Consider the following 22,174-nt stretch of genomic DNA (forward strand, 5'->3'; position numbering starts at 1 on the left):
CATTTGGCCTCAATTGAGGAATCGTGGTAAAATAAAAACAAAGAACAAAGGATATGAATGGAGACATCGTATTGAATCTGCAACCGATTTACGACTTTCTGGCCCTGCCGCCCGATGAGATGCTTTTGCGTTTCATGATCCTTTTCGGCTGGATCCCATTCGCCCTGACTTTCCTTTGGGGCATTCTGCAGGTTTGGGTCTATGAACGCCAGAATCAATTCGCCGCCAAGCAGAAGTTCATCTATCTGGCAATCGATGTTCCTCGAGGTAATGAGCAGTCGCCTAAGGCAGTTGAGAACCTCTTTACCTATCTGGCGGGCGCCCACGGCACCCTGAATCTGATAGATATTTTCTGGGAAGGCAAATACCAGCTCGGTTTCAGCTTCGAAATCGTCAGCATCGAGGGCTACACCCAATTCGTGGTCCGCACGCCCGAGGGCTTCCGTCATCTGGTCGAGACAGCTTTCTATTCCCAATATCCCGACGCGGAAATCACTGAAATCAATGATTATACGATCGGCATGCCTTCAGTTTTCCCGGATAATGAATACGATGTCTGGGGCGCTGAGTTCGTCCAGGTGAAACATTGGACCTATCCGATCAAGACCTACAAGGATTTCGAGCACCAATACGGACCGCCTGAGACGCATTTTCGCGATCCGATGGCCACCCTGATGGATCTCTGTTCCAGCTTGCACTCAGGCGAACAGCTCTGGTATCAGATCCTGGTCACTCCGACCGACTTCGAATGGGTCAAGAAGGGCGAGGAAGAGATATCGAAAATCATGAAGGAAAAGCCTAAATCCAAACCGTCGATTACCAACAAGATTATCGATGAGGCATTGGGCTGGGTCGATGCCGGAGCCGGCACCACGCTGAAGCCAGGAGCGGCCGAGGTCAAGAAGGATGATGCCTTGAAGATGATGGATCTGAAGCCGGCCCAGAAGAAGGCCGTCGAGGGTATCCAGGAAAAAATCAGCAAGATGGGCTTCAAGTTCAAGATGCGCATGGTCTACATCGCCAAGAAGGACGTTATGAACAAGCCCAAGGTCGTCAACGGCTTCGTCGGCTTCATCAAGCAGTTTTCATACAATGACATGAACAATCTTAAGCCGGACATGGCAGTGACGGCTACTTCGACGGCGTACATGTTCAAGGATTCGCGGCTTCTGGCTAGAAAAAACCGCATCGTCAAGCGTTTCATGGGCCGCTCGGGCTATGGCGCTCCGGCCGGGGTGATGAATTCCGAGGAACTGGCCACTTTGTGGCATTTCCCGATCGAGCATGTGGTCAAGGCGCCGCTCTTGCAGAAGGCGTCCGGCCGCAAAGCGGAGGCGCCGATCACCTTGCCGCTATCCGAACCGCCGACCGGCACGATCGTGCCGGATGAGATATTCCAAGTGATGGGTCGAGAAGCAGCAGCGGCACCCAAAGCTGAAGAGCGGGAAGCTGAAGGAGCAGAATTGAAGGAAGAAAACATATTTACCCTTGAACCTAACGAGCCGGAAAAATCGGTGGAGGTCGAAGACGATGACCAGCCGCCGATCAACCTGCCATTCGTATAAACACTATGAGCGAAATAAGCGAAATCACAGTCTTCGGCCAGACGACCTATCGCAATGCCGCACGCAAGTTCGGCATCAAGACCGACGATCGCCGCCGCCACATGTACCTTATCGGTAAGACCGGCATGGGCAAATCGACGATTTTGGAGAATATGATCGTCGAGGACATCCGCGCCGGCCGCGGCGTGGCCGTCGTCGACCCGCATGGCGATCTGGCCGAGAAAATAATGCAGTTCATCCCCTCGGACCGCATCAATGATGTCATCTATTTCAATCCGGCGGATATCGAATATCCGATCGCTTTCAACGTGATCGAGCAAGTCGAGCCGCACTTGCGCCACTTGGTCGCCTCAGGCCTGATCGGCGTTTTCCAGAAATTGTGGGCTGATTCCTGGGGACCGCGTCTGGAGTACATCCTGCGTAATTCCATCCTAGCGATTCTTGATTACCCGAGTTCGACTTTGTTGGCCGTGACCCGCATGTTCGCGGATAAGAAATTCCGCAAGAACGTCATCGACAAGATCCAGGATCCGGTGGTCCGTTCGTTCTGGGTCAACGAGTTCGCCAGCTATGCCGACAAGTTCGCCTCGGAGGCCGTGTCGCCGATCCAAAACAAGGTCGGCCAATTTCTCTCCAGCTCTTTGATGCGCAACATCGTCGGCCAGGTCAAGTCGTCGATCAACATCCGTGAGATCATGGATGGTCAGAAAATACTGATCATGAACCTGTCCAAGGGCCGTATCGGCGAGGACAACTCAGCCTTGCTCGGCGCTATGATGATTACCAAAATCCAGCTGGCGGCTATGAGCCGCGTAGATATTCCGGAGCACGACCGCAAGGACTTCTATCTTTATATCGACGAATTCCAGAACTTCACCACGGATTCTTTCACCAACATCTTGTCCGAAGCCCGCAAATACCATCTGAACCTAATCATGGCCCATCAGTATATCGAACAGCTGGGCGAGGTTGTCGAGGCGGCGGTTTTCGGAAACATCGGCACCATGGTCGTTTTCCGCATCGGTGCTGCTGACGCCGAAAAGCTGGTCAAGGAATTCGAACCGGTTTTTACCGAAGAGGATCTGGTCAACCTGCCGAAATACGAATTTTATCTGAAGCTGATGATCGACGGCATCACCTCCAATCCTTTTTCGGCCCGCGGCCTGGCTCCTTTGACCGAGGCCGAAAAGACTGGAAATCTTGACAAGGTGATCCAGGTGACCCGCGAGCGCTACGCCAAAAGAAGGGAAGTCGTCGAGGATAGGATCCGCCGTTGGCACGAGAGCGATGATGAAGAGTCGGCGCCAGCCAATGTCTCGACGGCGCCAGCCACCTCTCCGGCGGCTGCGCCCGCTCCGGTTAGGCGCCCCGAACCGGCAGCCTATTCCGCGCCACAGCCAATCAGAGACAGGGAGACTCCTCCTAGCGCTAGGCGTCCCGAGCGCGGGGACGATGCCTCCCGCAACGAGGCTACCTGCAGCCGTTGCGGCAAGCGGACTAGGGTTGCCTTCGTTCCTGACGGGTTGCGGCCCATCTATTGCAAAGAATGCTTGCAGTCATTGAAAGAAGAGAAGAATAAGGAATCTTCGTTGCGCAAGCAGCAGAAGCTGTCGGAGCTGGCCAGCCTCGAATCCGACCCTGGCGCACCGGCTTTTCCTAAGCCTATGTCAATCAAGGAAGCTTTTGAGAAAGCCCAGGCCGAAAAGGCAAGAGCGGAAGCTGAAAATAAGCAAGACCAGTCATGATCGAGTTCAACCGCTACATCCACCAATCCTGGACCAGTGTCGATTCCTTTTTCAAGAGCGATAACTGGCTATACCGTATCAGGGTGAACGATTACCAGCTGGTCACCATATTCTGGAATCTTTTTTTGGTCATAATCCCTTGGTTCATTGGCCTGGTCATAATCAGACTGGGTCGCCAGACCGGGCTGGCATCGTTCGCTTCAAGGCTGGGCTTTTTTGCGTTGGCTTTCGTTTGGCTGCTTTTCATCCCGAATACGATTTATATCGTCAGCGATGTACGCCATCTTCTGAATTATTGCCCTATCGATTCGCCTTTCCAAGTCTGCGAAAAAAATGCCTGGATGATCCTCTTTTTCTTCACCTACGCCGCTATCGGTTGGTGGTCTTTCGTCTTCTTGCTCAACCAGATGAAGGGTTTTATCTCCGAAACCTATGGCCGGATCATGGCTGAACTCTGGCTTCTGCTGCTGATCCCGGTCGTCGCTCTCGGCTTTCTTTTCGGCCTGGTCCATCGTTGGAATAGCTGGGAATTCTTCATATATCCGGGGGAAATATTCCGGAATTTCCTGATTTATCTGAACGACCCCAAAAGCTTTACAAATTGGCTAATTTTTACTATATTTCTTTATATTTTGTATTGGGGAGGGAATATCGCATTTAAGAAAAAGGAGTATTAAAAACACATGATTGATTTTTTGAAGATCGGCAAAGCGACTGATTTAGAGGGCGCTGATTATAGGCTTTATCGTTTACTGGAGATGCTTCCAGGTTTTTTGTCTTGGGGCACTTTGATCGGCTTGGTAATCCTGTCATATTTCTTGCCGGTCTGGGTAGCCTATTTTCTTCTAGCCTTCGACGTCTATTGGCTGCTTTTGGTCCTGTATTTGGGTATCCATCTGATTGCCAGTTACCGTAAGCTCAAAGAAAATATCGTCATCGATTGGAATAATGTCCTGCGTGAGCAGCCGGCCTTGCTTGGCCGACCAGCCTGGCAGGAGATTTGGCACCTGGTCATTCTGCCGACATACAACGAAAGCCTCGAGGTTATCCGACCGAGCTTCAACGCCCTGGTCAAAGACGGTTATCCGACCGAGCGCATGATCGTGGTCTTGGCCACCGAAGAGCGGGGCGGTGCCGAAGCGCAGGCTCGCGCGCAGCAGGTCAAGCAAGAGTTCGCCCATCACTTCGGACATTTCCTGATTACGGTCCATCCTGACAATATCGAAGGCGAGCTCAAAGGCAAAGGTGCCAATCAGGCGTATGCTGGCAAGATAGTCAAAGAGCAGATTATCGACAAGCTTGCCTTGAACTACGACCATATCGTGGTCAGCGTGTTGGACATCGACACCGTAGTCTATCCTGGTTACTTCGCCAATCTGACCCACAAGTTCTTGACGGTGCCGAATCAGTATCGGGCCAGCTATCAGCCGATTCCGGTCTATTTCAACAACATTTGGGAAGCGCCGTTCTTTTCTCGCGTCGCCGCATCTTCCAATACTTTCTGGCAGATGATGCAGCAGATCAGGCAAGAGAAGCTCGCCACCTACTCGTCGCACTCGATGACTTGGCGGACTCTGGTTGACATCGGCTTCTGGTCGACCAAGATGGTCAGCGAGGATTCCCGCATCTTTTGGCATAGTTATTGCTTTTACCGCGGCGATTACCGGGTTGAGCCGTTATATTTCCCGGTATCCATGGACGCCACGATGGATGAGAATTTCATCAAGACCGCTCGCAGCCTGTACAAGCAGCAACGCCGCTGGGGCTGGGGGGTCGAGAATACGCCATATCTGATTTTCAACTTCATCAAGAAATACAAAGAGATGCCCAAAGGCCGCACCATGGAGCTGATTTTTGTCCAGCTTTATGGTTTTCACTCTTGGGCGACTAACGCCTTGATTATCGCGGTCATCGGATGGATGCCGATGCTTTTGGGCGGTGATCGCTTCAATGCCACTGTTTTGTCGGGCAATCTCCCGACCGTCACCAGAACCTTGATGACCGTGGCGATGTTCGGCCTGGTCTTATCGGCGATCTTGTCGACCCTGCTCCTGCCTAAGCGGCCGAAGCATTACGGTTTCGGCAAGAGCATGTCGATGGTGCTCCAGTGGCTGATCCTGCCGATCAGCATTATCGTCTTCGGGGCGATTCCTGGCTTGGCCGCGCAGACCAGGCTTATGTTCGGGAGGTATATGGGTTTTTGGGTCACGCCCAAATCGCGCTAACTTTCCTAGAATAACGCCGCGTGAAGCGGTGTTTTTTTATTTCGGGGTTTTTGTGTTATAATTACTCCATTGTACTACTTGAATATGCGCGAACAAAACAAACAATTCTGGTTGCGACGGATTTTTAATAGTCCGCACACTCTTTTGGTTTTGCTGATCGTTTTTATCTTTCTTATCAGCATACCTTTGGCCAAGAATGTCCAGCAACGCCATGGGGTCAGCGGTGAAATCAAGCTCTTACAGCAGGAAATCGCTGATAATGAGGTAAAAAAATCCAAGCTGCTGGATTCGATCGCCTATCTTGATTCCAAGGAATTCGCTGAAGAGCAGGCTAGGCTCAATCTGGACCTGAAAAAACCAGGCGAACAAGTTGTGGTGGTCAGGAACAACGATAAAGGAGCGGTTATCGGCAATAAAGTCACCGAACTCCTATCCAAGCCGTCCTTGCGCGATGAGACACCGGCTAAGGAATCGAACCCCGGACTCTGGTATAAATATTTTTTCTACTAATTCATTATGCCTAAATCCTTGCCAGGAGGCATCAATTATAGCGAGGAACAGCTGGCCAAGAAAAGGGCGGTAGTTTTGGAGTTCTTGGAAAAGCAGAAGACCGGCCGGTCGGAAAAGAAAAAATCAGTGGCAGCCAAGCCGGCCGTGGTGCTTCCGGCCAAGCCGGTGGCAGCATCAGTCATAAATTTTCCCAAGACGGAAAAGACCGTGCTTAACACCACTCCCGTCCCGGCTGCAGCGCCAGCCAAACTGCCAACTGCAGCAGCGCCGCACGTCGAGCCGATCAGTCAATTCTTGGGAGTGAAAAACCAACCGGCGCCGCTTGAGGTGGATTTTTTGGAGGACGTCAAAAAGGAGAAGCTGGCTAAGCCTGAAGCGCCGATAACGAAGCAGCCGAAGAAAAACAAGAAGCCGATGCGCGATGACAAGCCGCTTGCGACAGAGAAAGGCCCTAAGATCATTCAGCCTCGTGCCGTCGCGGAACCAAAAATCGCCACCCCGCCTAGGGTGGATCTGCTTGAGGACATAAAAAATGAAACTGCCAAGAAGTCCGGCTTATTCCAGATGGCTGAACTATTCGCGATTCTCATGATGATTTCTTTAGCCTTTTATTTATTGATCAGTTTATACTTCTTTACCTTTAAACCAAATTCGGCATTTTTCCGATCCGTGGCCAGGGTCGTGCCGGTGCCAGGCCTGGTCAGTTCTTATGGCTTCGTCGAATTCTATCAATATCTCGACCTGAAAGCGGGACTTCAGGGCAAAGGTGCTCCCGAGGATAGTCTGGCTGACATCGCCACATCGGCGAGCGTCGAGTGGCAGATATTGGAGCAGCTGGCCAAATATTATCAGTTGCCGCCCACGGACAGTGCGGCAACCCTGCTTAATGAGCTCGGCAAAGCTGTAGTGTCCGACAAGGAGATAAACGCCGCCGCTTTCAGTACTATACGCAAAATCAAGCAGGAAATAGCGACTGGAATAAATTTCGAGACCGCTGCCGCGAAGCACGGCGCCAAGTCAGCCAAAGAGCTGTTCGCTCCTGATGACGCGGTGAAAAAATTCGGTCCGGGGTTCGCTTCCTTGAGTGACGGCGCCATGAGCAGCATCATTGTTTCTTCCGATGGTTTCTATATCGTGCAAAAGGTCGGATCAAGCGGAGAGGCCATCGAAGCCAGCTATGTATTGGTAAAGCCGAAAACCCTCTCGGATATCGTTGACGAACGTCTGCTCAAGGCCAGGGCGATCAACTTCGTGCAATAGCGTATGCGCAAAGTGCTGGTTTTTGGTACGTTCGACCTTTTTCACCCCGGCCATCGGAGCTTTTTGCGCCAGGCGCGGCGCTACGGCGATAAGCTCTACGCAGTGATCGCTCGCGACCGAACGGTCCTGGCAGTCAAGAAGGCGCTGCCGCTTCAGGATGAGCTAAGCCGCTTGGCCGCGGTCAGAGATAGCGGATTGGTGGATGAAGCCGTGCTAGGCAGTTTGCGAGACAAATATTTGGCAATCAAAAAGGTTAGGCCTGATGTCATCTGCCTTGGTTACGATCAGATTTATCTGACGGACACCTTGGCAAGCAAGCTTGAACAACTTGGAATAGCGACGAGAATAGTCAAGCTGAAATCGTATCGGCCCGACATTTACAAATCATCGAAACTCAAAGCGAAGCAGATATGAAAAAACTGCCACGAAATGAGGCAGTTTTTTCATTAAAGTTTGAGCCGAGAATGGGGATCCCCGCCCAAGGCGGGCAGGGAACCCATGGTCTACGTGTGGAGTTTATCCGCCTCGGGCGGAAGTGCGTCGCTTTATTTGCTGGAGCCGAGAATGGGGATCGAACCCACGACCTACGCGTTACGAGTGCGTCGCTCTGCCAACTGAGCTATCTCGGCTTAAGAGTCCTGAGCGGGTGATGGGAATCGAACCCACGACTCGACCTTGGGAAGGTCATGTATTACCATTATACTACACCCGCAAATAAACAAAAATCAGCCAATGTTCCCGAAAAACAAGCGATTCAAGGTTATTCCGGGGTTGGCTAATGTCATTAATATTGATATAATTATAAAGTGAGACAGAAAAATAGTCAAAAAATCATATCCTGCGCAATATCACTAGTTTTTTTCACAACTAGTGCTTTTGTTAATGTGGCAGCAGCCCAGGAGACGTCCGTCTCCGCTACTTCGACCCCAGCCGCCACTTTGGCCGTCCCCGTTGCCACAAGTACTGCATTCAGGGTTGCTGCTGGCGAGGTAATCAAGAAGAGTTTGGCCAAGCTCACCGTAGCCTCCACTGAAAAAACATTCATCGGCAATTCAGCTGCGGTACTGACAGAGCTTGAAGCGCCGGCCAGCGAACCTTGGCAGATCAACCGCCTGAGCAGCGTCTATCAGGTAGACTTCCAAAATCCCAAGGCATTTTCAACGTCAAGCCAGCTTCTGATAGAGATCGGAGGAATCAAGACTACCAACAATCTCAAACAGCTATTCTACTATGACAAGCGCAAAGATGCCTGGAAGCCGCTGCCATCCGCCGAAGTGTCGTCACGCAAGGCCGTTACGGCCAAACTGCCTTTCCCTTATGCTAAAGTCGCAGTCTTCGAGGTGCCGGGATTTTTAACGGTCGGCAAGGCCAGTTGGTATAAATACAAGGGCGGCCTTTTCGCCGCATCACCGGACTTTCCTAAAGGCTCGCGCTTGAGGGTATTCAACCTGGACAACCCTAAGAAATTCGTGGATGTCGTCGTTAATGACTTCGGCCCTGACCGCGACCGCCACCCTGATCGGGTGATCGACCTGGACAAGGTCGCTTTCGGCCGCATCGCACCGACCGGGCAGGGCATGGCGCGTGTGCGCGTCGAGCCTTTGTCCATTGCCGCACCGACGGGGCAGTGGCTCGGCCAGCCAGCTGAAGGCTACCCGGCTAGTATGCGCATCGCTACCAAAGCTGGAACGGTCATCGATGCCAAGACCGGCAAGACGCTTTGGAGTAAGAATCCCACCAGCTCAATGCCGATTGCCAGCTTGACTAAGCTTGTCAGCGCATACGTTTTCCTTGAAACCAAGCCTTCGTTCAATCGCGTCGTTCCGTACAGCATCGCTGATGAGAATTATAATTACAAGTTCGCCAATAAATGGGAGGTGGCGCGGCTCAAGGTTTCCGATGGTGAGACCATGACGATCAAAGACCTGTTCTATTCCGCTCTGGTCGGGTCAGCCAATAACGCCGTCGAGAGCCTCGTCCGCGTGAGCGGCCTGAAGCGCGATGATTTCATCAAAAGAATGAACCAGGTGGCCCATGAGTGGGGCGCCTCAAGTGCCCATTTTATCGAGCCGACAGGCCTTTCACCGGAAAACGTGAGTTCTGCCGAGGATTATGCTATAATAAGCACTAAGACATTGTCACATCCGATAATCGAGGAGGCCAGCAAGGTGAAGAGCTATAAATTCACTACTCTCAACAAGAAAATACCCCACACGATCAAGAATTCGAACCAGCTTATCACTTTCTCCCGCCTGAACGTCAGCGGCAGCAAGACCGGATATCTGGACGAAGCAGGTTATTGTCTCCTGACGCGGGCGGATGACCGCCGGGGCAAGAGCGTAATCGTCGTGACGCTAGGCAGTCCGAATCGCTCGACCAGTTTCAGCGAAACCGAGTCTTTGGCCCGATACGGCCTGAGTCTCATCAAATAATCCCATGATCAAATTCGAGGAGGTCAAAAAAACTTATCAGCCGGACGTCAAAGCGTTGGCCGGCGTGAGCCTATTCATTAAGCCGGGCGAGTTCGTCTCGATCGTCGGCCAGTCGGGCTCAGGCAAGACGACATTGATCAAATCCTTGATCTGCGAGGAGCGCGTCGACGAAGGCAAGATCATCGTCGGCGATTGGGACATTACCCACATCAGCAAGAGCGCGATTCCGACATTGCGCCGCCAGATCGGCGTCATCTTCCAGGATTTCAAATTGTTGCCGACCAAGACCTTGAAGGAGAATGTCGCTTTCGCCCTGCAGGTCTGCGGCCAGCCGCCGAAAAAGATCAGGGCTATCGTGCCCCAGGTCTTGAAGATCGTCGGGCTTGAAGGCAAGATGGACCGCTATCCACATGAAGTTTCCGGCGGCGAGCAGCAGCGCGCTGCTATCGCCCGCGCGCTAGTTCATCGCCCGAAGATACTTCTGGCCGATGAACCGACAGGCAATCTCGACTCCATAAATGCCGATGAGATTATCGAGTTGCTTTTGCGTATCAATAAATTCGGCACTACCGTCGTATTGGTCACTCACAACCGCGAGATCGTCAATCGCCTCAAGCGGCGCGTCATCACCATTGAGAACGGCCTAGTGGTCAGCGATCAAGAAGTCGGGAAATATATCTTATAATATGCCTATTATCGCCTTTTTTCGGGCTATCAAATTCAGCATCCAGGATATTGCCAGGAATTTCTGGCTGTCATTGGTAACTATCATCATCTTGGTCCTCGCCTTGTCCTTGGTCAATATCCTCTTGACCGTCCAAGTGGTCACCCAATCAGCCATCAACTCACTGAAGGAGAAGATCGATGTCACGCTCGACTTGAAGGCTCAAGCGCAGGAAGGTGAAATCCTGGCCTTGAAAAGCCAAGTCAGCAACCTGGACAAGGTGCGTTCAGTCGAATATATCTCCAAGGGTCAGGCAATCGAGACCTTCAGGAAAGAGCATGAGAACGACCCTGATATCCTCCAGGCTCTGCGCGAACTGAATACCAATCCCTTGACTGCTTCGCTTATCATCAAGCCGAAAGACATCGACCAGTACGACGCCCTTATCACTGACCTTAATAAGATCGACAGCCCCATTATCGACAGCCGCAACTTCGACAATCCCAAGACCATGCTCGACAAAATCAACGTCGTGACTGACAAGATAAACCAAATCGGCGTTGCGGTCAGCTTGCTGTTCGTGCTGATCACCATCTTGGTCGTTTATAATTCCATCCGGGTGACGATTTATACCCACCAAAAAGAAATCCGGGTAATGCGCCTGGTCGGGGCCTCGAATTGGTTCATTCGCGCACCTTTCCTGATTTCTAGCATAGTCTATACCGCCATCGGCCTGTTGCTTACACTCCTGCTTTTCTATCCTTTGCTCAACCTGATGCAGCCCTATTTGGAATATTTCTTCAACGGCTACAAGCTGAATCTCATCACTTATTTCCAGGCTAATTTCATCATGATTTTCGGTACCCAGTTCGTCGTTGCCAGTTTGGTCAATCTTCTGGCCAGCTTCATCGCGGTCAGGAAATACTCACGCATATAAGAATTACGATAAAAAAACACCCGGATTACTCCGGGTGTTTTTTTGTTTCTAAAGGTCCCTGCTTTTTGAGATCTTAAAATCGTCCTGGCTGCTTTGCTCCGGCTCATCGAAAAAGCCGAGCCGGTTGATGAGTTTGATGCGATTGCGTCCGCGTAGCCGCTCCGCGCGCGAGCGGCCCTCTTTGTTCAAGTAGTAATAGGCGACCCCCAGCAAGGGAATGGCGAGGTAAATGCTTATTTCCATAGGGTAGGATTAGTTATTATCATTTTAACACATCTGTGACTAGGAGGAAACAGCGGCTTAATATTTATTTAACATTGCCGTCATAAGGTAACCTCGGTTCATTATCAAGCCGCCTAACGGCAAAATGGAGGGAGAGATGAAGGAGATGATTGAAATAGGGGTCAGGCCCAATATGATGATCGGATTGTTTTCAATAAATAGCCAGCTTCTTGATCAGCTGTGTCGGGGAGTTGAGGGCGTCAGAGTCACCCACGCCCATTGGAATGTAGCTGGAGGCGAATTGGGCTTTGTTGACCTGGTAAGGCTATGTGACGAGTTCAAGGATAAGCAGTGCGAAGTTATATTCCTTGACTGCTCCGGGATGCATATGGTCAATTTATTCGCGTGGGGTTTGCTGATGTCGCAAGCGGATAGCGCTTGGATGAAGGGCTTTGCCTTGATTAACGCGGGGTGGCCGATTATTTCCTTTGCCAGAATGCTTAAGCTACGCGCGAATCTATCTTTCTTTTCCAGACTTAGAATTTTCACGTCTTGGCCACCTTGCTTTGAGCAATGAGCGAACGGCCAGACATGGAATGCTCATTTTAATCAGGAGCGCACCAAGTGATGCTCCTTTTTTATTATTCAAGGCGTCATTTTTTGGTGAGTGCTGAGTATTTCTCTCTGAGTTTTAGTAATTTAGGGTTAATGACGGCTTGGCAGTACGGATTCTGGTCTTTGTTCTTGGCAAAGTAATCCTGGTGGTAATCCTCCGCCGCATAAAACCGATAGAGCGGAACGACTTCAGTGACGATCTTATCAGAGTAGATTCCAGAAGCGTCCAACTCCTTGATTTTGGCCAGCGCTTCGTCACGGTGCTCCAAGGTCTTGTAGAGAATGATAGAACGGTACTGCGTACCCGCATCATGGCCTTGCCGGTCCTTCGTCGTCGGATCATGAGTGGCGAAGAAGACATCCAAAAGATCGCCATAAGATATTTCATTGGGTTCAAATGCGACCTTGACCGTTTCGGCGTGGCCGGAGCCGCCGTCGCTAACCTGCTCGTATGTCGGGTTAGCAGTTTCGCCGCCGGCATAGCCTGAAATGACCCATGAGACGCCTTTGAGACTTTTGAAAATCGCCTCAGTGCACCAGAAGCAGCCGCCGCCGAAAACAGCGAACCGTTCTTCGTGCTCTTCGAACTTCCGAGGAATGAAAAACATGGACAGGGAATTGACGCAATGGCGGGCGTCCTTAGCTGTCATCCGTTCTCCCGAAAAGACATGGCCCAAGTGTGCGCCGCAGCTGGAACAGGAGATTTCGGTGCATTGGCCATCAGTGTCCAGCGTCCGTTTGACCGAACCTGGAATCTCATCATCGAACGCTGGCCAGCCGCAATGCGCATCGAACTTGCTTCCAGAATCGTAGAGCGCCGCGCCGCAGTTTCGGCACACGTAAAGGCCATCGCGATAGAAATCATCGTATTGGCCTGAAAATGGGGCTTCGGTGCCGTGGTCCACTATAACGCGCTTTTCTTCGGGAGTTAATCTTTGCATATGTTTGGCTTGATTTTTATTATAAATATAGTGCAAAAATATGAATATAAGATTAAGCGTAAAAAAATCCCCCGACTCGTAAATCGGGGGGCTTTTGTGAATCAGGCGTCCGTGACGGTCAGCCTCTTCAGCTCCTGGTCGAGCAGCTGCAGAAGCATATCATGCGGCTCCTTGAGCGATGAATAAAGTACTATCGTCCTCCCATCAAGGTGGTGGGCACGAATTCGGTTCGGCCTGACTTGTTGATTTTCAGGCTTGTCGGAATCAGGCCGGATTGGCGCAGCTTGCGAGTGACCTCAGTAAAGGTCGAGCCGTTTTCGACCCGGATTTCTTCCTCCTTGCCACTGATCAGGCCTATGATTTTGCCGACTTTCTTGCTGCCATTCTTGCTTCCTTTTCTGGTCTTGATTTCGACTCGGTACTTGATCGGCTGGTCTGTCATGGTCAACCTCCTGGACATGGGTTAAAAAATGAGCCTATTTTACCTAAAATTAGCATGTAAATGCTTATATTGTCAATCTGGCAGGGGTAAATATTGACAAAACAAGATAAAAATGTTACTTTGAAGACCATTTGATCTTTTACTCTATCAGCAAAGGAGATGCGTGATGAAGAAAATCATATTGCTTGTCGTATCATTTTTCGAACGTCTTGAGTGGCCTCAGACCGATTTGGATTTTTCCTCGGATTGGCAGGATCTCTTGAGGTCATTGCTGACCTCAGTCTTGGGATGGTCCATTATCATCGGTGCGGCGCTATCATGCGAGGCTCGATGGCTTCCGGAATATTTCAAGTCTGATCCCGGAAACGCAGTTGTTTTCGTTCTTGCCATCTGTTTCGGCGTCATCGGCATTCCGTTCATTCTGATCGGCATGCTCAACCTCATTTTCGGTATAGCCCTGGGACTTCAGAACAAGTGGAGGATTTATGTCGGCAAATGATGAATTGAAAAGAGTGCTGGAAAACGTCAACAGTCTTTGCGGGCACAGCCACCCGTCTGTCGAAAATCAGCCCGGACAAGAGCAGGAGTCAAAAGACCTGAGTTCATTATCAATCGATGAGATCATCAAGATCCTTAGCGGGATCCACAAAGGCGAGTCGATCGACCCGGAGACTTTGGCTGGAGACTCATTCCACCAGTTCAACAGACACCATGACCGATTCGAAGACATCTTCTCTCTGCAACCGCTGCTTTTCAGCAAGTGCAGGGAACGGGGCGATGCCTGGACCAAGTAATCATAATCGTAACAATGGTCATTCCGCTTAGCCGCACATCCTAACAGCCCCTTCTTTTCAGGAGGGGCTTTTTTATTCAGAACGAAAAACCTTGAGTGCTTGTTAAGCTGGCGGCGACCCTTCGCAAAGGGCGACTTCGGACCTGAGCCTGAAACGGAAGGATTTTTCCATAATGGCGGCCAGGGTAATTCCCAAGAAGTCGTATATGATATCGAATATCGTATCGATCGCTTTGAGTTGTCCATAAATGCCGAACTCCTTAGTTTGAAAAAACTTGTCAGAAGCGAACTCGCCCACTTCCCAGCCAAGCCCGCAAATTATCACGATTACGACTGATATTTTCAATGATTTCATCGGAACAAGGCCGTACCGAGTGCGGCCATACGAGGCGAGGGCAAGGATGAACAAGAGCGAGTTGGCCAAGTGGGCGAACTTGTCGAATTGGAAGCCGAAGCGGTAGAGCTGGTAGAAATAAAGTTCACCAGCGGCATTTATGATTAGAGAAAGCATGATTACGAACCTTAGAAAATAGGCAGAGTTCATACGGCACCCATCTTCGGAGCGAAAGACAGATTTCGATATCCAGATAACTAAGGAAGAAAGGATAAAGGCGCTGCCAAAAAATCGCGGGGAATAGAACGGCGGCCACCATTCACGATTACCAAGAAGAAGCAGGAGGCCGATCGATAGCAGTAAAGCTGCTGCCGAGGTGTATATTGATTCATTGTATATCAGTTTTCGGAACATATATTTGTTTCTTTGTTTCCATAATTTAATCTAATATTAAAAGATTAAATTATGGTTAAGATTCTTAATCTTGTCTTAATCAGCCGAACCTATATTTAAGATATAATTTTAAAACAATAATACAATTGTATGAGAAAGAGAATAATTTTAGCGCTAATCATGGCGCTACTCGTCGGTCTAAACCCTGTCTTTGTCCAGGCAAGGGAGGGTGAGTCCGGAGGCAATAGCGGATCGGGAAGTTCTGACTCCGGCAGCGGATCGGATGATTCTAGTTCTAGTGGTTCATCCAGTTCGAGCGGATCGGATGATTCTAGCGACTCTGGCCGCTCATCATCGAGCAGCAGCTCAGATGATTCTAACAGCGGCATGGAAGTCGAGACTGAGCATGGAGTCACTTTCCTCAAGCCTCATGGCGTTTCTGGCGGCGATGCTGCCAGGACACTGGGTCTTGGATCGGAAGGCATGGAAGTCGAGACTGAGCATGGAGTCACTTTCCTCAAGCCTCATGGCGGCAATCGCAATGCCGCATTGGAAAACAATCTGTCAGGCCGGATCGTCTTGCAGGTACAATCCAGGGGCGAGGCCTGGTATGTCGATCCAGTGACCAAATCAAGAGTCTTTTTGGGACGTCCGGATGACGCTTTCAAAGTCATGCGCGAACACGCCCTGGGCATCACGGATGACAATCTGGCACAGATTGCCCGCAGTGACGAGAACCGCCAAAGCGGCACCATCGCTAGACGCCTGGCTGGACGCATCGTCTTGCAGGTAGAGGGAAGCGGTGAAGCCTGGTACATCAATCCATTGACTCTTAAGCGCCATTTCCTTGGCCGTCCAGCCGACGCTTTCAAAGTCATGCGCGGTTTGGGCTTGGGCATTACGGATGACAATCTCAACCGTGTCAGGATGTTAGTTGGAAACGTGGGGCAGAGAAAGTTAATCGTCTCCTTGTTAGCTGACAGCAGCTCTGGACAGAGCGGCTATGCTGAGATCAAAGAAGTTAACGGCAAGGCCAAAGTCGAAATCCGGCTCTCTGGTGCTCCGTTGAACTCAATCCAACCGGCACATATCCACGTCGGCAACCGTCCTAACCTCGGCGCAGTGAAATATCCGTTAAGCAACGTGGTAAACGGCTTCTCGGAAACGACATTGAGCATCTCGTTTGACCAGCTGCTATCCGAGCGGCCATTGGGCATCAACGTCCATAAGTCAGCGACTGAGATGGCAATTTCCGTAGCCAGCGGCAATCTATAGACAACTGAATATAATAATAAAAGACGGAGCTTTACGCTCCGTCTTTTATATTGCTCGGGGACAGGGATTTTCGCCTCACCAGTCCGCCGTCGCAGACCGGTTCGTTGCCCCGGGCAGCGCAGAAGTGATTCCCATCACTTCTGCGGCGTTCGACTGCGATGTTGCTCTGGTGAGCAACATCTTGCTCGCTGCTGCCCGTTCGAATCCCACTCCAAAATAAATAATAAAATAGAGCACATCTGGTGAAGTGCTCTATTTTATTATTTGCTCGGGGACAGGGATTCGAACCCCGATTGACTGGACCAAAACCAGCTGTCCTACCATTAGACGATCCCCGAATGTTTCTATGATTCTATTGCATATTCGGGACAAGCCCCGAATATTTTTGTTTGGAAATGAAAAAACCACGAGGTGGTTCATTGCTATCTTACTATATCTTGCCTCTTCTTGTCAAAACAGGAAAAAGGGTTCGAAAATCGAACCCTTTTAATCAGATGGTCTGGCTAGAGGCCAGGCTATCCAAGGCGGCGTTGGCAAGGAGCAGGATTTTAGTAATCAGTTCGATTACTTGAGTTGCCACGTCCGGAAGGGTAGCGCGTAAGACCAAGATGGATAAGAGGAGCGATAGCGCCCCAGACATTGCTTTAAACATATGTTTATTATGCTTAAGAAGGGGGACTATCGGTCGACTAACCGATTGGCGTATATATCCGCAAACCCTTCCAGTGACTGGCGCCTGAAGCGCCAAGCACCGAAAGGTTTGCGGCAATTTTTAAGGGACAAATCAGGATAGCATAAATTTGTCCTTTTGTCAATCCTGGATGAATTTAGGTAAAAAAATGCCTCCAAGTGGTAAGCTTGGAGGCGAAAGTGACCAACGGTGCGGAATCAGCTTAGATCTGCGCGGCAGCCGGGTTAGCGGCGGGGGCGAAGATCATCTTGGCGCCGGCGACGAAGACGTCGATAGCGTGATCGATGGTGCTGGACAGCTTGAAGTTGCCGAGATACTGCCCGACCTGAGTCGTGGTAACCGTCTCGTAGCTGCCGGTCTTGAAGCAGAAAGTGGCCGCTTTGGTGTTTGCGAGGCTGATTACCAGAGTTTCGTTCTTGGCCGAGATCCGCCCGATGGCCGTGATCTTGTGGGTAAAGGAAGCGGCGGGCACTGCCTTGGAGACCCAGTTGCGCTCGGTGCGCATGGTGGCAAGGGGGATGGAGAACAGCCGGTTCTGGTCGAGCTTCTTGACACAGTAGACCATGTCGTTATACAGGGTGGCGTCGGCGACCAAGGAGGGCGCTTGGACCATGTCCAGCTTGTTGTTGCCTACGTAGATGTCGGTGTCACTGGCAGATGCGTACCCGGGAAACAGGCTTTCGTCCAGCTTCTGCTTTCTCATCATCGCGATCAGGTCGGAAGCGATCTGTTTGACATCGCGAGACATCGTCCCCTGGATCTTGAGCATCACGCCGTCGCGGCAGGTGTGGATGGCCGTGATGATTGTCGCGTTTTTGGGCGCGGCAACGATCGCGACCGAGTCGGTCAGGTTGTTGGCGTCGAGGGTCAGGGTTTCGATAGTGCCGTCAGCCTTGATAGCCAGGCCGGCAAGGGTTAGCAGGTTGAGATTCTTCGCATCATTGGCAGTAACGATTTTCTTCAGCATCAATTATCTCCTTTTCGTCTGTTGTGGTTGCGGTTTACCGTTGGTCAAAACATAAAAATGAGCAGACTGTGACTATAGCAAGTTATGAAGATACTGTCAAGAGTGTCTTGGGCTGGGCAATATTGACCAGTTACCTAATATTGGCTATACTTTTTACATTGGCAGTTTTTCCGCTCTTTTTTCAACAACCGCTCGCGAGCCACGGCCCGGCTTTGAGAGCACCCCATGAAAGGAGGTGAAACAGATTTAGCCACACAAGAAGGGGCCTTATTTTACCGACGCAGGAGGGAACATGAAGCATTCAGCTTTTGCCGTTTTTCTCGGCATTCTTTTCCTCGGCATTTCCGCCGCCTTCGGCCTTCCCCCGCCGGCCTTTGCGCACCACCATCCGGTGGCGCACGTCCATAGCTTGACGGCGATCCAACCCGTCGTGCTCGCAGCCGAGTGGCCCACTGTTGCTCCGTCAACCTACGCCGCCATCCCGGTCCAGACCAGAGCCTCGCCCGTTATCCTGGCAGCTCTCCGGCCCAACGGCGACGGCAACCATCCAGGAGGTGACCGCGACGCTATCGTCGCGTGCTCGAGACCCGAGCCCCTCTTGGCTCATGAGAAAGGTTTCGCTCAACCGGCAACCGCATCATCCGACGACCAAGGAGTCTTTCGCGACGTTATCGTCGCGTGCTTGAGACCTGGCTCCATCGACGCCCGTGAAATGCCGGTCTGAAGACCCCTCTGGACGAAGTTCACACGTGTCGCCGAATACGGACTCCGCGATATGGGCAGGCACGAGCAGAGCACCACCGATTGTGGAATGTGCAACCTGCTCCAGCGCTGGACTCTGAAATCGGGACGCATTCCGCCCTGACGTAACTGTCGGGCGCACGACGCTTTACCGGCAAGACTCCGCCCCCGGAAGCAATTTTTCCGGCCTCACATCAACCTAGCCACCTGTAAACACTTCGGGCCAACCAGTCCCATGAATCAACGATCAGCGATAAGCCGATCGTCAACCTCAACCGCCCCCGGAATATTCTTCCGGGGGTGCTTTATTTTTAAGGATAAAAAAAGGCCAGCTGGGAAGCTGGCCGGTGAAGGTGCTGGGGAATCCGGCTAAAGATGGCGATTGATCAGGGCGAGAGTTTCGTAGGGCAGGTAGGCCGCATCAGTACAGACGCTAATAGCGCTAGCGCCGATATCAAAGTAAGGCTTGGCCGCGTCGAAAGGCTCGACCGGGACGCCGCCACCCATGATGATGGGCAGATTAACGCGCTTGGCCACTTCCTGATTCTTGGTGAAGCAGAGCTCACGGATCGGGCCGCCGGAAACGCCACCCAGACCGTTCTTCAGCGGTGAGCGCGTACCAGCGCCGAAGACCAGTTCGTAAGGAATGGTATTGAAGCAGTGCAGTGCGTCGGCCAGTTTTTTGGTGGCGATTTCCTCGAAGAATTCGATCGGGTGCATCCAGCTGACCTTGGCGATGATAATTACAAAGGGGAGTTCCTCTCGGACTTTTGCCAGGCACTGGAGCACTTGCTGCATGTTTTTGGCAATCTCTTCCTCGGAGTTGGGGCAGCTGAAATTGAGTTCGACCGCCCAAAAGGCTTCGCCGAGGTTGTATTTGAAGCAGCGGATAGCGACGATAGTTTCGCGGATTGCCTCTTCGAGCCGGTCAACGCCGTTCTTGACGAACTCCGGGTAGAAGTTGGGTATGGCGTTATAGCCGCGCGCTATTGCCTTGCCGATGCCCTCGACGCACTCGTTAATCCCTGGGTTGGTCAGGCCGTAGGCATTGACCATCCCTCGGTCTTTGATTCGGCGGATGTATTGGTAGGCTGTCCAGGGCTTGTGCATCACTACGTTGCCGACACGCTTGTTATAAGTGGCCGATTTGGTCAGGATAGCGGTTCTGGTTTCGGGCAAGCTGCTCATGAGGTGGTTGTAGCCGGCGTCAAAAATGTAAGGGAACATGCCGCTGCCATAGTGCCCGCCGATAGTGGAAAGAACCACTGAGGGAAGGATTTTGCCGTTCGGGAATCTGATCATGTCTCTTCTCCTTTGCGAGGGTATATTCTGCCTTAAAGGCTTAAAAATGTGCGAAATTTAAATAAATATAGTATAAAATAGCTGAAATAGCAAGCAACGATACCAGTGGAATACCGGCCGATAAATGGACACTTAAGGCGATGCGTGATACAATTTTCGAAGAACGCCCTGATCAGAGGCGGATTTTGTTTAATAAGCTAAAGAACGAAAATGAAAGTAATCTTACTTAGGGACATCAAGAATGTCGGTCGCAAGAACGAAGTCAAAGAGGTTGCCCAAGGCTACGCAGTGAACTACTTGGTTCCAGCCGGCTTGGCCGATCTTTACAATACTGCCAAGCGCAACGAAGTCGAGACCAAGCAGAAGGCGCAGGCGGCATCCAAGAAGCCAGCAGCGCCGAAAAAGGCTGGTCGCAAGGACAAGAAGAAAAAGAAGTAGATTATAATTCTTTTTTAAAATACATGGCGGAAAAAACCTCCAAAAAACCAACTAAGTACATCTTCGTGCTTGGCGGCGTGATGTCGGGCGTCGGCAAAGGCGTAACGGCCGCTTCGATCGGCCGCATCCTGATTGGCCGCGGCTTTAATGTCAGCGCTATCAAGATCGACCCTTATGTCAATGTCGATGCCGGGACGATGAACCCGACCGAACATGGCGAGGTTTTCGTGACTGAGGACGGCGACGAGACCGACCAGGACATCGGCAACTACGAGCGCTTTTTGAATAAGAACATCTATCGCGAGAACTACATGACCACCGGACGGGTCTACCTCTCGGTCATCAACCGCGAACGCAATCTGGAGTTCGGCGGCGCTTGCGTCCAAGTCGTACCGCATATCCCGTTGGAGGTCATCGACCGCATCAAGATCGCCACCGAGAAAGCCAAGGCTGAAATCATGATCATCGAGATTGGCGGTACGGTCGGCGAGTATGAGAATATCCTGTTTTTGGAGGCCATCCGCCTTTTGAAGATCAAGAATCCGCTTGATGTCATGACCGTGATGGTCAGCTATGTTCCGGTCCCGGGCAAGGTCGGCGAGATGAAGACCAAGCCGACCCAGCACGCCGTCCGCACCGTCAACGGCGCAGGCATCCAACCGGATATTATCGTGGCTAGAAGCGAAGTGCCGATGGATCAGAAGCGCAAGGAGAAGATTTCCATGTTTTGCAACGTCTCCGAAGAATGCGTCATCAGCGCGCCGGACGTCGATTCGATTTACGACATACCGGTCAATTTCGAAAAAGATAACCTGGGCGATGTCGTCTTGAAGAAGCTCGGCTTGAAGACCAAGGGCAAAGACCTGGTCGATTGGCGCGCCATGCTGGAAAAGTACAAGAACGCCAAAAAAGAAGTGCGTATCGGCGTGGTCGGCAAATATTTCAAGACTGGGGATTTTAATCTCTCCGATTCCTACATTTCCGTGATCGAGGCCCTGAAGCACGGCGGCATGGCCAACGGCGTTAAAGTGAAACTCGACTGGATCGATACCGAAGACGTCGAGCAGAAGGGCACCGGTATCCTGAGGCAATACCATGGCATCGTCGTCCCGCAGGGCTGGGGTTCGCGAGGCGCCGAGGGCAAAATCAAGACCATCCAATACTGCCGCGAGAAAAAAGTGCCATATTTCGGACTTTGCTACGGCATGCAGATGGCAGTCATCGAATTTTCCCGTAACGTTCTCAAATACAAAGACGCCAACTCTGAAGAGGTCAATCCCAAGACGGCTCATCCGGTCATCCATTTGATGGAGGAGCAGAAGGAACTGATTGCCAAGAAACAATACGGCGGCACGATTCGCCTGGGCGGCTGGCCCTGCAAACTAGTTAAGGGCACGCACCTAGCCAAGGCTTATGCCAAGAAGTTCGGCGAAGAAAATATCATCTCTGAGCGCCACCGTCACCGCTACGAATATAATAATGCCTACCGCGAGCAATTGGAAAAGGCCGGACTCAAGGTATCTGGCACCTCGCCGGATAATAAGCTGGTAGAGGCCGTGGAAATCACTGATCACCCTTTCTTCATCGGCACCCAGTTCCATCCTGAATATATTTCACGGCCGCTTGACCCTCACCCATTGTTCGTCGAGTTCGTGAAAGCCTGCTCCTCATTAAAAAAATAA

At 51.3% G+C, this 22,174-nt stretch carries 24 protein-coding genes and 3 tRNA genes; 17 read left to right on the forward strand and 10 right to left on the reverse strand.

What is annotated here, in order from left to right; all coding sequences use genetic code 11:
• The first annotated feature begins 53 nt into the window (after positions 1–53).
• The 7 genes from HGA34_00895 to HGA34_00925 all read left to right on the forward strand — a co-directional run bounded on the left by HGA34_00895 (position 54) and on the right by HGA34_00925 (position 7,719).
• Positions 54–1,565, forward strand: a complete 1,512-nt coding sequence (locus HGA34_00895) for a hypothetical protein (protein ID NTW22085.1) — start codon at positions 54–56, stop codon at positions 1,563–1,565.
• A 5-nt stretch (positions 1,566–1,570) separates the two neighbouring features.
• Positions 1,571–3,310: a type IV secretion system DNA-binding domain-containing protein gene (locus HGA34_00900; GenBank protein ID NTW22086.1), complete on the forward strand. Its 1,740-nt coding sequence runs from the start codon at positions 1,571–1,573 to the stop codon at positions 3,308–3,310.
• The gene (locus tag HGA34_00905) at positions 3,307–3,987 is read left to right on the forward strand and encodes a DUF1361 domain-containing protein (GenBank protein ID NTW22087.1); all 681 of its coding nucleotides are present in this window, start codon (positions 3,307–3,309) and stop codon (positions 3,985–3,987) included. The genes HGA34_00900 and HGA34_00905 overlap by 4 nt, the downstream gene beginning before the upstream one ends.
• 6 nt (positions 3,988–3,993) lie before the next feature.
• Entirely contained in the window at positions 3,994–5,535 is a 1,542-nt protein-coding gene (locus HGA34_00910) for a glycosyltransferase family 2 protein (protein ID NTW22088.1), read from the forward strand.
• Positions 5,536–5,619: 84 nt separating this feature from the next.
• Entirely contained in the window at positions 5,620–6,045 is a 426-nt protein-coding gene (locus tag HGA34_00915) for a hypothetical protein (protein NTW22089.1), read from the forward strand.
• 6 nt (positions 6,046–6,051) lie between these two features.
• On the forward strand, positions 6,052–7,305 hold the full coding sequence (locus tag HGA34_00920; protein NTW22090.1) for a hypothetical protein: 1,254 nt from the start codon (positions 6,052–6,054) through the stop codon (positions 7,303–7,305).
• A gap of 3 nt (positions 7,306–7,308) precedes the next feature.
• A complete protein-coding gene (locus HGA34_00925) occupies positions 7,309–7,719 on the forward strand; it encodes an adenylyltransferase/cytidyltransferase family protein (protein ID NTW22091.1) in 411 nt (136 codons plus the stop codon).
• Positions 7,720–7,858: 139 nt separating this feature from the next.
• Here the strand turns inward: HGA34_00925 and HGA34_00930 are convergent.
• Positions 7,859–7,934, reverse strand: a tRNA-Thr gene (locus tag HGA34_00930).
• 12 nt (positions 7,935–7,946) lie between these two features.
• Positions 7,947–8,017, reverse strand: a tRNA-Gly gene (locus tag HGA34_00935).
• Between the two features lie 172 nt (positions 8,018–8,189).
• Between HGA34_00935 and HGA34_00940 the strand changes: the two genes are divergently transcribed.
• From HGA34_00940 to HGA34_00950, 3 genes are read left to right on the forward strand one after another with little or no spacing between them, the layout of a single operon-like run.
• Entirely contained in the window at positions 8,190–9,737 is a 1,548-nt protein-coding gene (locus HGA34_00940; GenBank protein NTW22092.1) for a hypothetical protein, read from the forward strand.
• A gap of 4 nt (positions 9,738–9,741) precedes the next feature.
• Positions 9,742–10,422 (forward strand): cell division ATP-binding protein FtsE, encoded by a 681-nt coding sequence (gene ftsE / locus HGA34_00945; GenBank protein NTW22093.1) that lies wholly within the window; start codon positions 9,742–9,744, stop codon positions 10,420–10,422.
• Between the two features lies 1 nt (position 10,423).
• On the forward strand, positions 10,424–11,338 hold the full coding sequence (locus HGA34_00950; GenBank protein NTW22094.1) for an FtsX-like permease family protein: 915 nt from the start codon (positions 10,424–10,426) through the stop codon (positions 11,336–11,338).
• Positions 11,339–11,386: 48 nt separating this feature from the next.
• On the opposite strand, the gene HGA34_00955 is transcribed toward HGA34_00950, so the two are convergent.
• Positions 11,387–11,581 carry a hypothetical protein gene (locus tag HGA34_00955; GenBank protein NTW22095.1) on the reverse strand — a complete coding sequence of 65 codons (195 nt, stop codon included), beginning with the start codon at positions 11,579–11,581 and terminating at the stop codon, positions 11,387–11,389.
• 172 nt (positions 11,582–11,753) lie between these two features.
• Here HGA34_00955 and HGA34_00960 point away from each other — a divergent pair, with 172 nt between their 5' ends.
• Entirely contained in the window at positions 11,754–12,137 is a 384-nt protein-coding gene (locus HGA34_00960; GenBank protein NTW22096.1) for a hypothetical protein, read from the forward strand.
• Positions 12,138–12,213: 76 nt separating this feature from the next.
• On the opposite strand, the gene HGA34_00965 is transcribed toward HGA34_00960, so the two are convergent.
• Complete coding sequence (locus tag HGA34_00965; GenBank protein ID NTW22097.1) at positions 12,214–13,116, reverse strand: bifunctional methionine sulfoxide reductase B/A protein; 903 nt, start codon at positions 13,114–13,116, stop codon at positions 12,214–12,216.
• A 190-nt stretch (positions 13,117–13,306) separates the two neighbouring features.
• Positions 13,307–13,558, reverse strand: coding sequence for a hypothetical protein (locus HGA34_00970; GenBank protein NTW22098.1), 252 nt, complete (start codon positions 13,556–13,558; stop codon positions 13,307–13,309).
• Between the two features lie 166 nt (positions 13,559–13,724).
• Between HGA34_00970 and HGA34_00975 the strand changes: the two genes are divergently transcribed.
• Entirely contained in the window at positions 13,725–14,057 is a 333-nt protein-coding gene (locus HGA34_00975; GenBank protein NTW22099.1) for a hypothetical protein, read from the forward strand.
• Positions 14,044–14,352 carry a hypothetical protein gene (locus HGA34_00980; GenBank protein NTW22100.1) on the forward strand — a complete coding sequence of 103 codons (309 nt, stop codon included), beginning with the start codon at positions 14,044–14,046 and terminating at the stop codon, positions 14,350–14,352. The genes HGA34_00975 and HGA34_00980 overlap by 14 nt, the downstream gene beginning before the upstream one ends.
• Positions 14,353–14,454: 102 nt before the next feature.
• Here HGA34_00980 and HGA34_00985 read toward each other — a convergent pair whose 3' ends face one another.
• Positions 14,455–14,895, reverse strand: a complete 441-nt coding sequence (locus HGA34_00985) for a hypothetical protein (protein ID NTW22101.1) — start codon at positions 14,893–14,895, stop codon at positions 14,455–14,457.
• Between the two features lie 333 nt (positions 14,896–15,228).
• Here HGA34_00985 and HGA34_00990 point away from each other — a divergent pair, with 333 nt between their 5' ends.
• A complete protein-coding gene (locus tag HGA34_00990) occupies positions 15,229–16,353 on the forward strand; it encodes a hypothetical protein (GenBank protein NTW22102.1) in 1,125 nt (374 codons plus the stop codon).
• Between the two features lie 267 nt (positions 16,354–16,620).
• Here HGA34_00990 and HGA34_00995 read toward each other — a convergent pair.
• From HGA34_00995 to HGA34_01005, 3 genes are all read right to left on the reverse strand, one after another.
• Positions 16,621–16,691, reverse strand: a tRNA-Gln gene (locus HGA34_00995).
• Positions 16,692–16,843: 152 nt separating this feature from the next.
• Positions 16,844–17,005 carry a hypothetical protein gene (locus HGA34_01000; GenBank protein NTW22103.1) on the reverse strand — a complete coding sequence of 54 codons (162 nt, stop codon included), beginning with the start codon at positions 17,003–17,005 and terminating at the stop codon, positions 16,844–16,846.
• Positions 17,006–17,246: 241 nt separating this feature from the next.
• Positions 17,247–18,011 carry a hypothetical protein gene (locus tag HGA34_01005; GenBank protein NTW22104.1) on the reverse strand — a complete coding sequence of 255 codons (765 nt, stop codon included), beginning with the start codon at positions 18,009–18,011 and terminating at the stop codon, positions 17,247–17,249.
• A 391-nt stretch (positions 18,012–18,402) separates the two neighbouring features.
• Here HGA34_01005 and HGA34_01010 point away from each other — a divergent pair, with 391 nt between their 5' ends.
• Positions 18,403–18,735 (forward strand): hypothetical protein, encoded by a 333-nt coding sequence (locus HGA34_01010; protein ID NTW22105.1) that lies wholly within the window; start codon positions 18,403–18,405, stop codon positions 18,733–18,735.
• A gap of 386 nt (positions 18,736–19,121) precedes the next feature.
• Here the strand turns inward: HGA34_01010 and HGA34_01015 are convergent, their stop codons facing one another.
• Positions 19,122–20,054, reverse strand: a complete 933-nt coding sequence (locus HGA34_01015; protein NTW22106.1) for a hypothetical protein — start codon at positions 20,052–20,054, stop codon at positions 19,122–19,124.
• Positions 20,055–20,264: 210 nt separating this feature from the next.
• On the opposite strand from HGA34_01015, the gene HGA34_01020 reads away from it, so the two are divergent.
• Together HGA34_01020 and HGA34_01025 are read left to right on the forward strand one after the other, a co-directional pair.
• On the forward strand, positions 20,265–20,492 hold the full coding sequence (locus HGA34_01020) for a hypothetical protein (GenBank protein ID NTW22107.1): 228 nt from the start codon (positions 20,265–20,267) through the stop codon (positions 20,490–20,492).
• 23 nt (positions 20,493–20,515) lie between these two features.
• Positions 20,516–22,174 (forward strand): CTP synthase, encoded by a 1,659-nt coding sequence (locus tag HGA34_01025; protein ID NTW22108.1) that lies wholly within the window; start codon positions 20,516–20,518, stop codon positions 22,172–22,174.

Source organism: Candidatus Falkowbacteria bacterium (assembly GCA_013336275.1).
Lineage (GTDB): Bacteria > Patescibacteriota > Patescibacteriia > Patescibacteriales > GWE2-39-37 > JAAXUA01.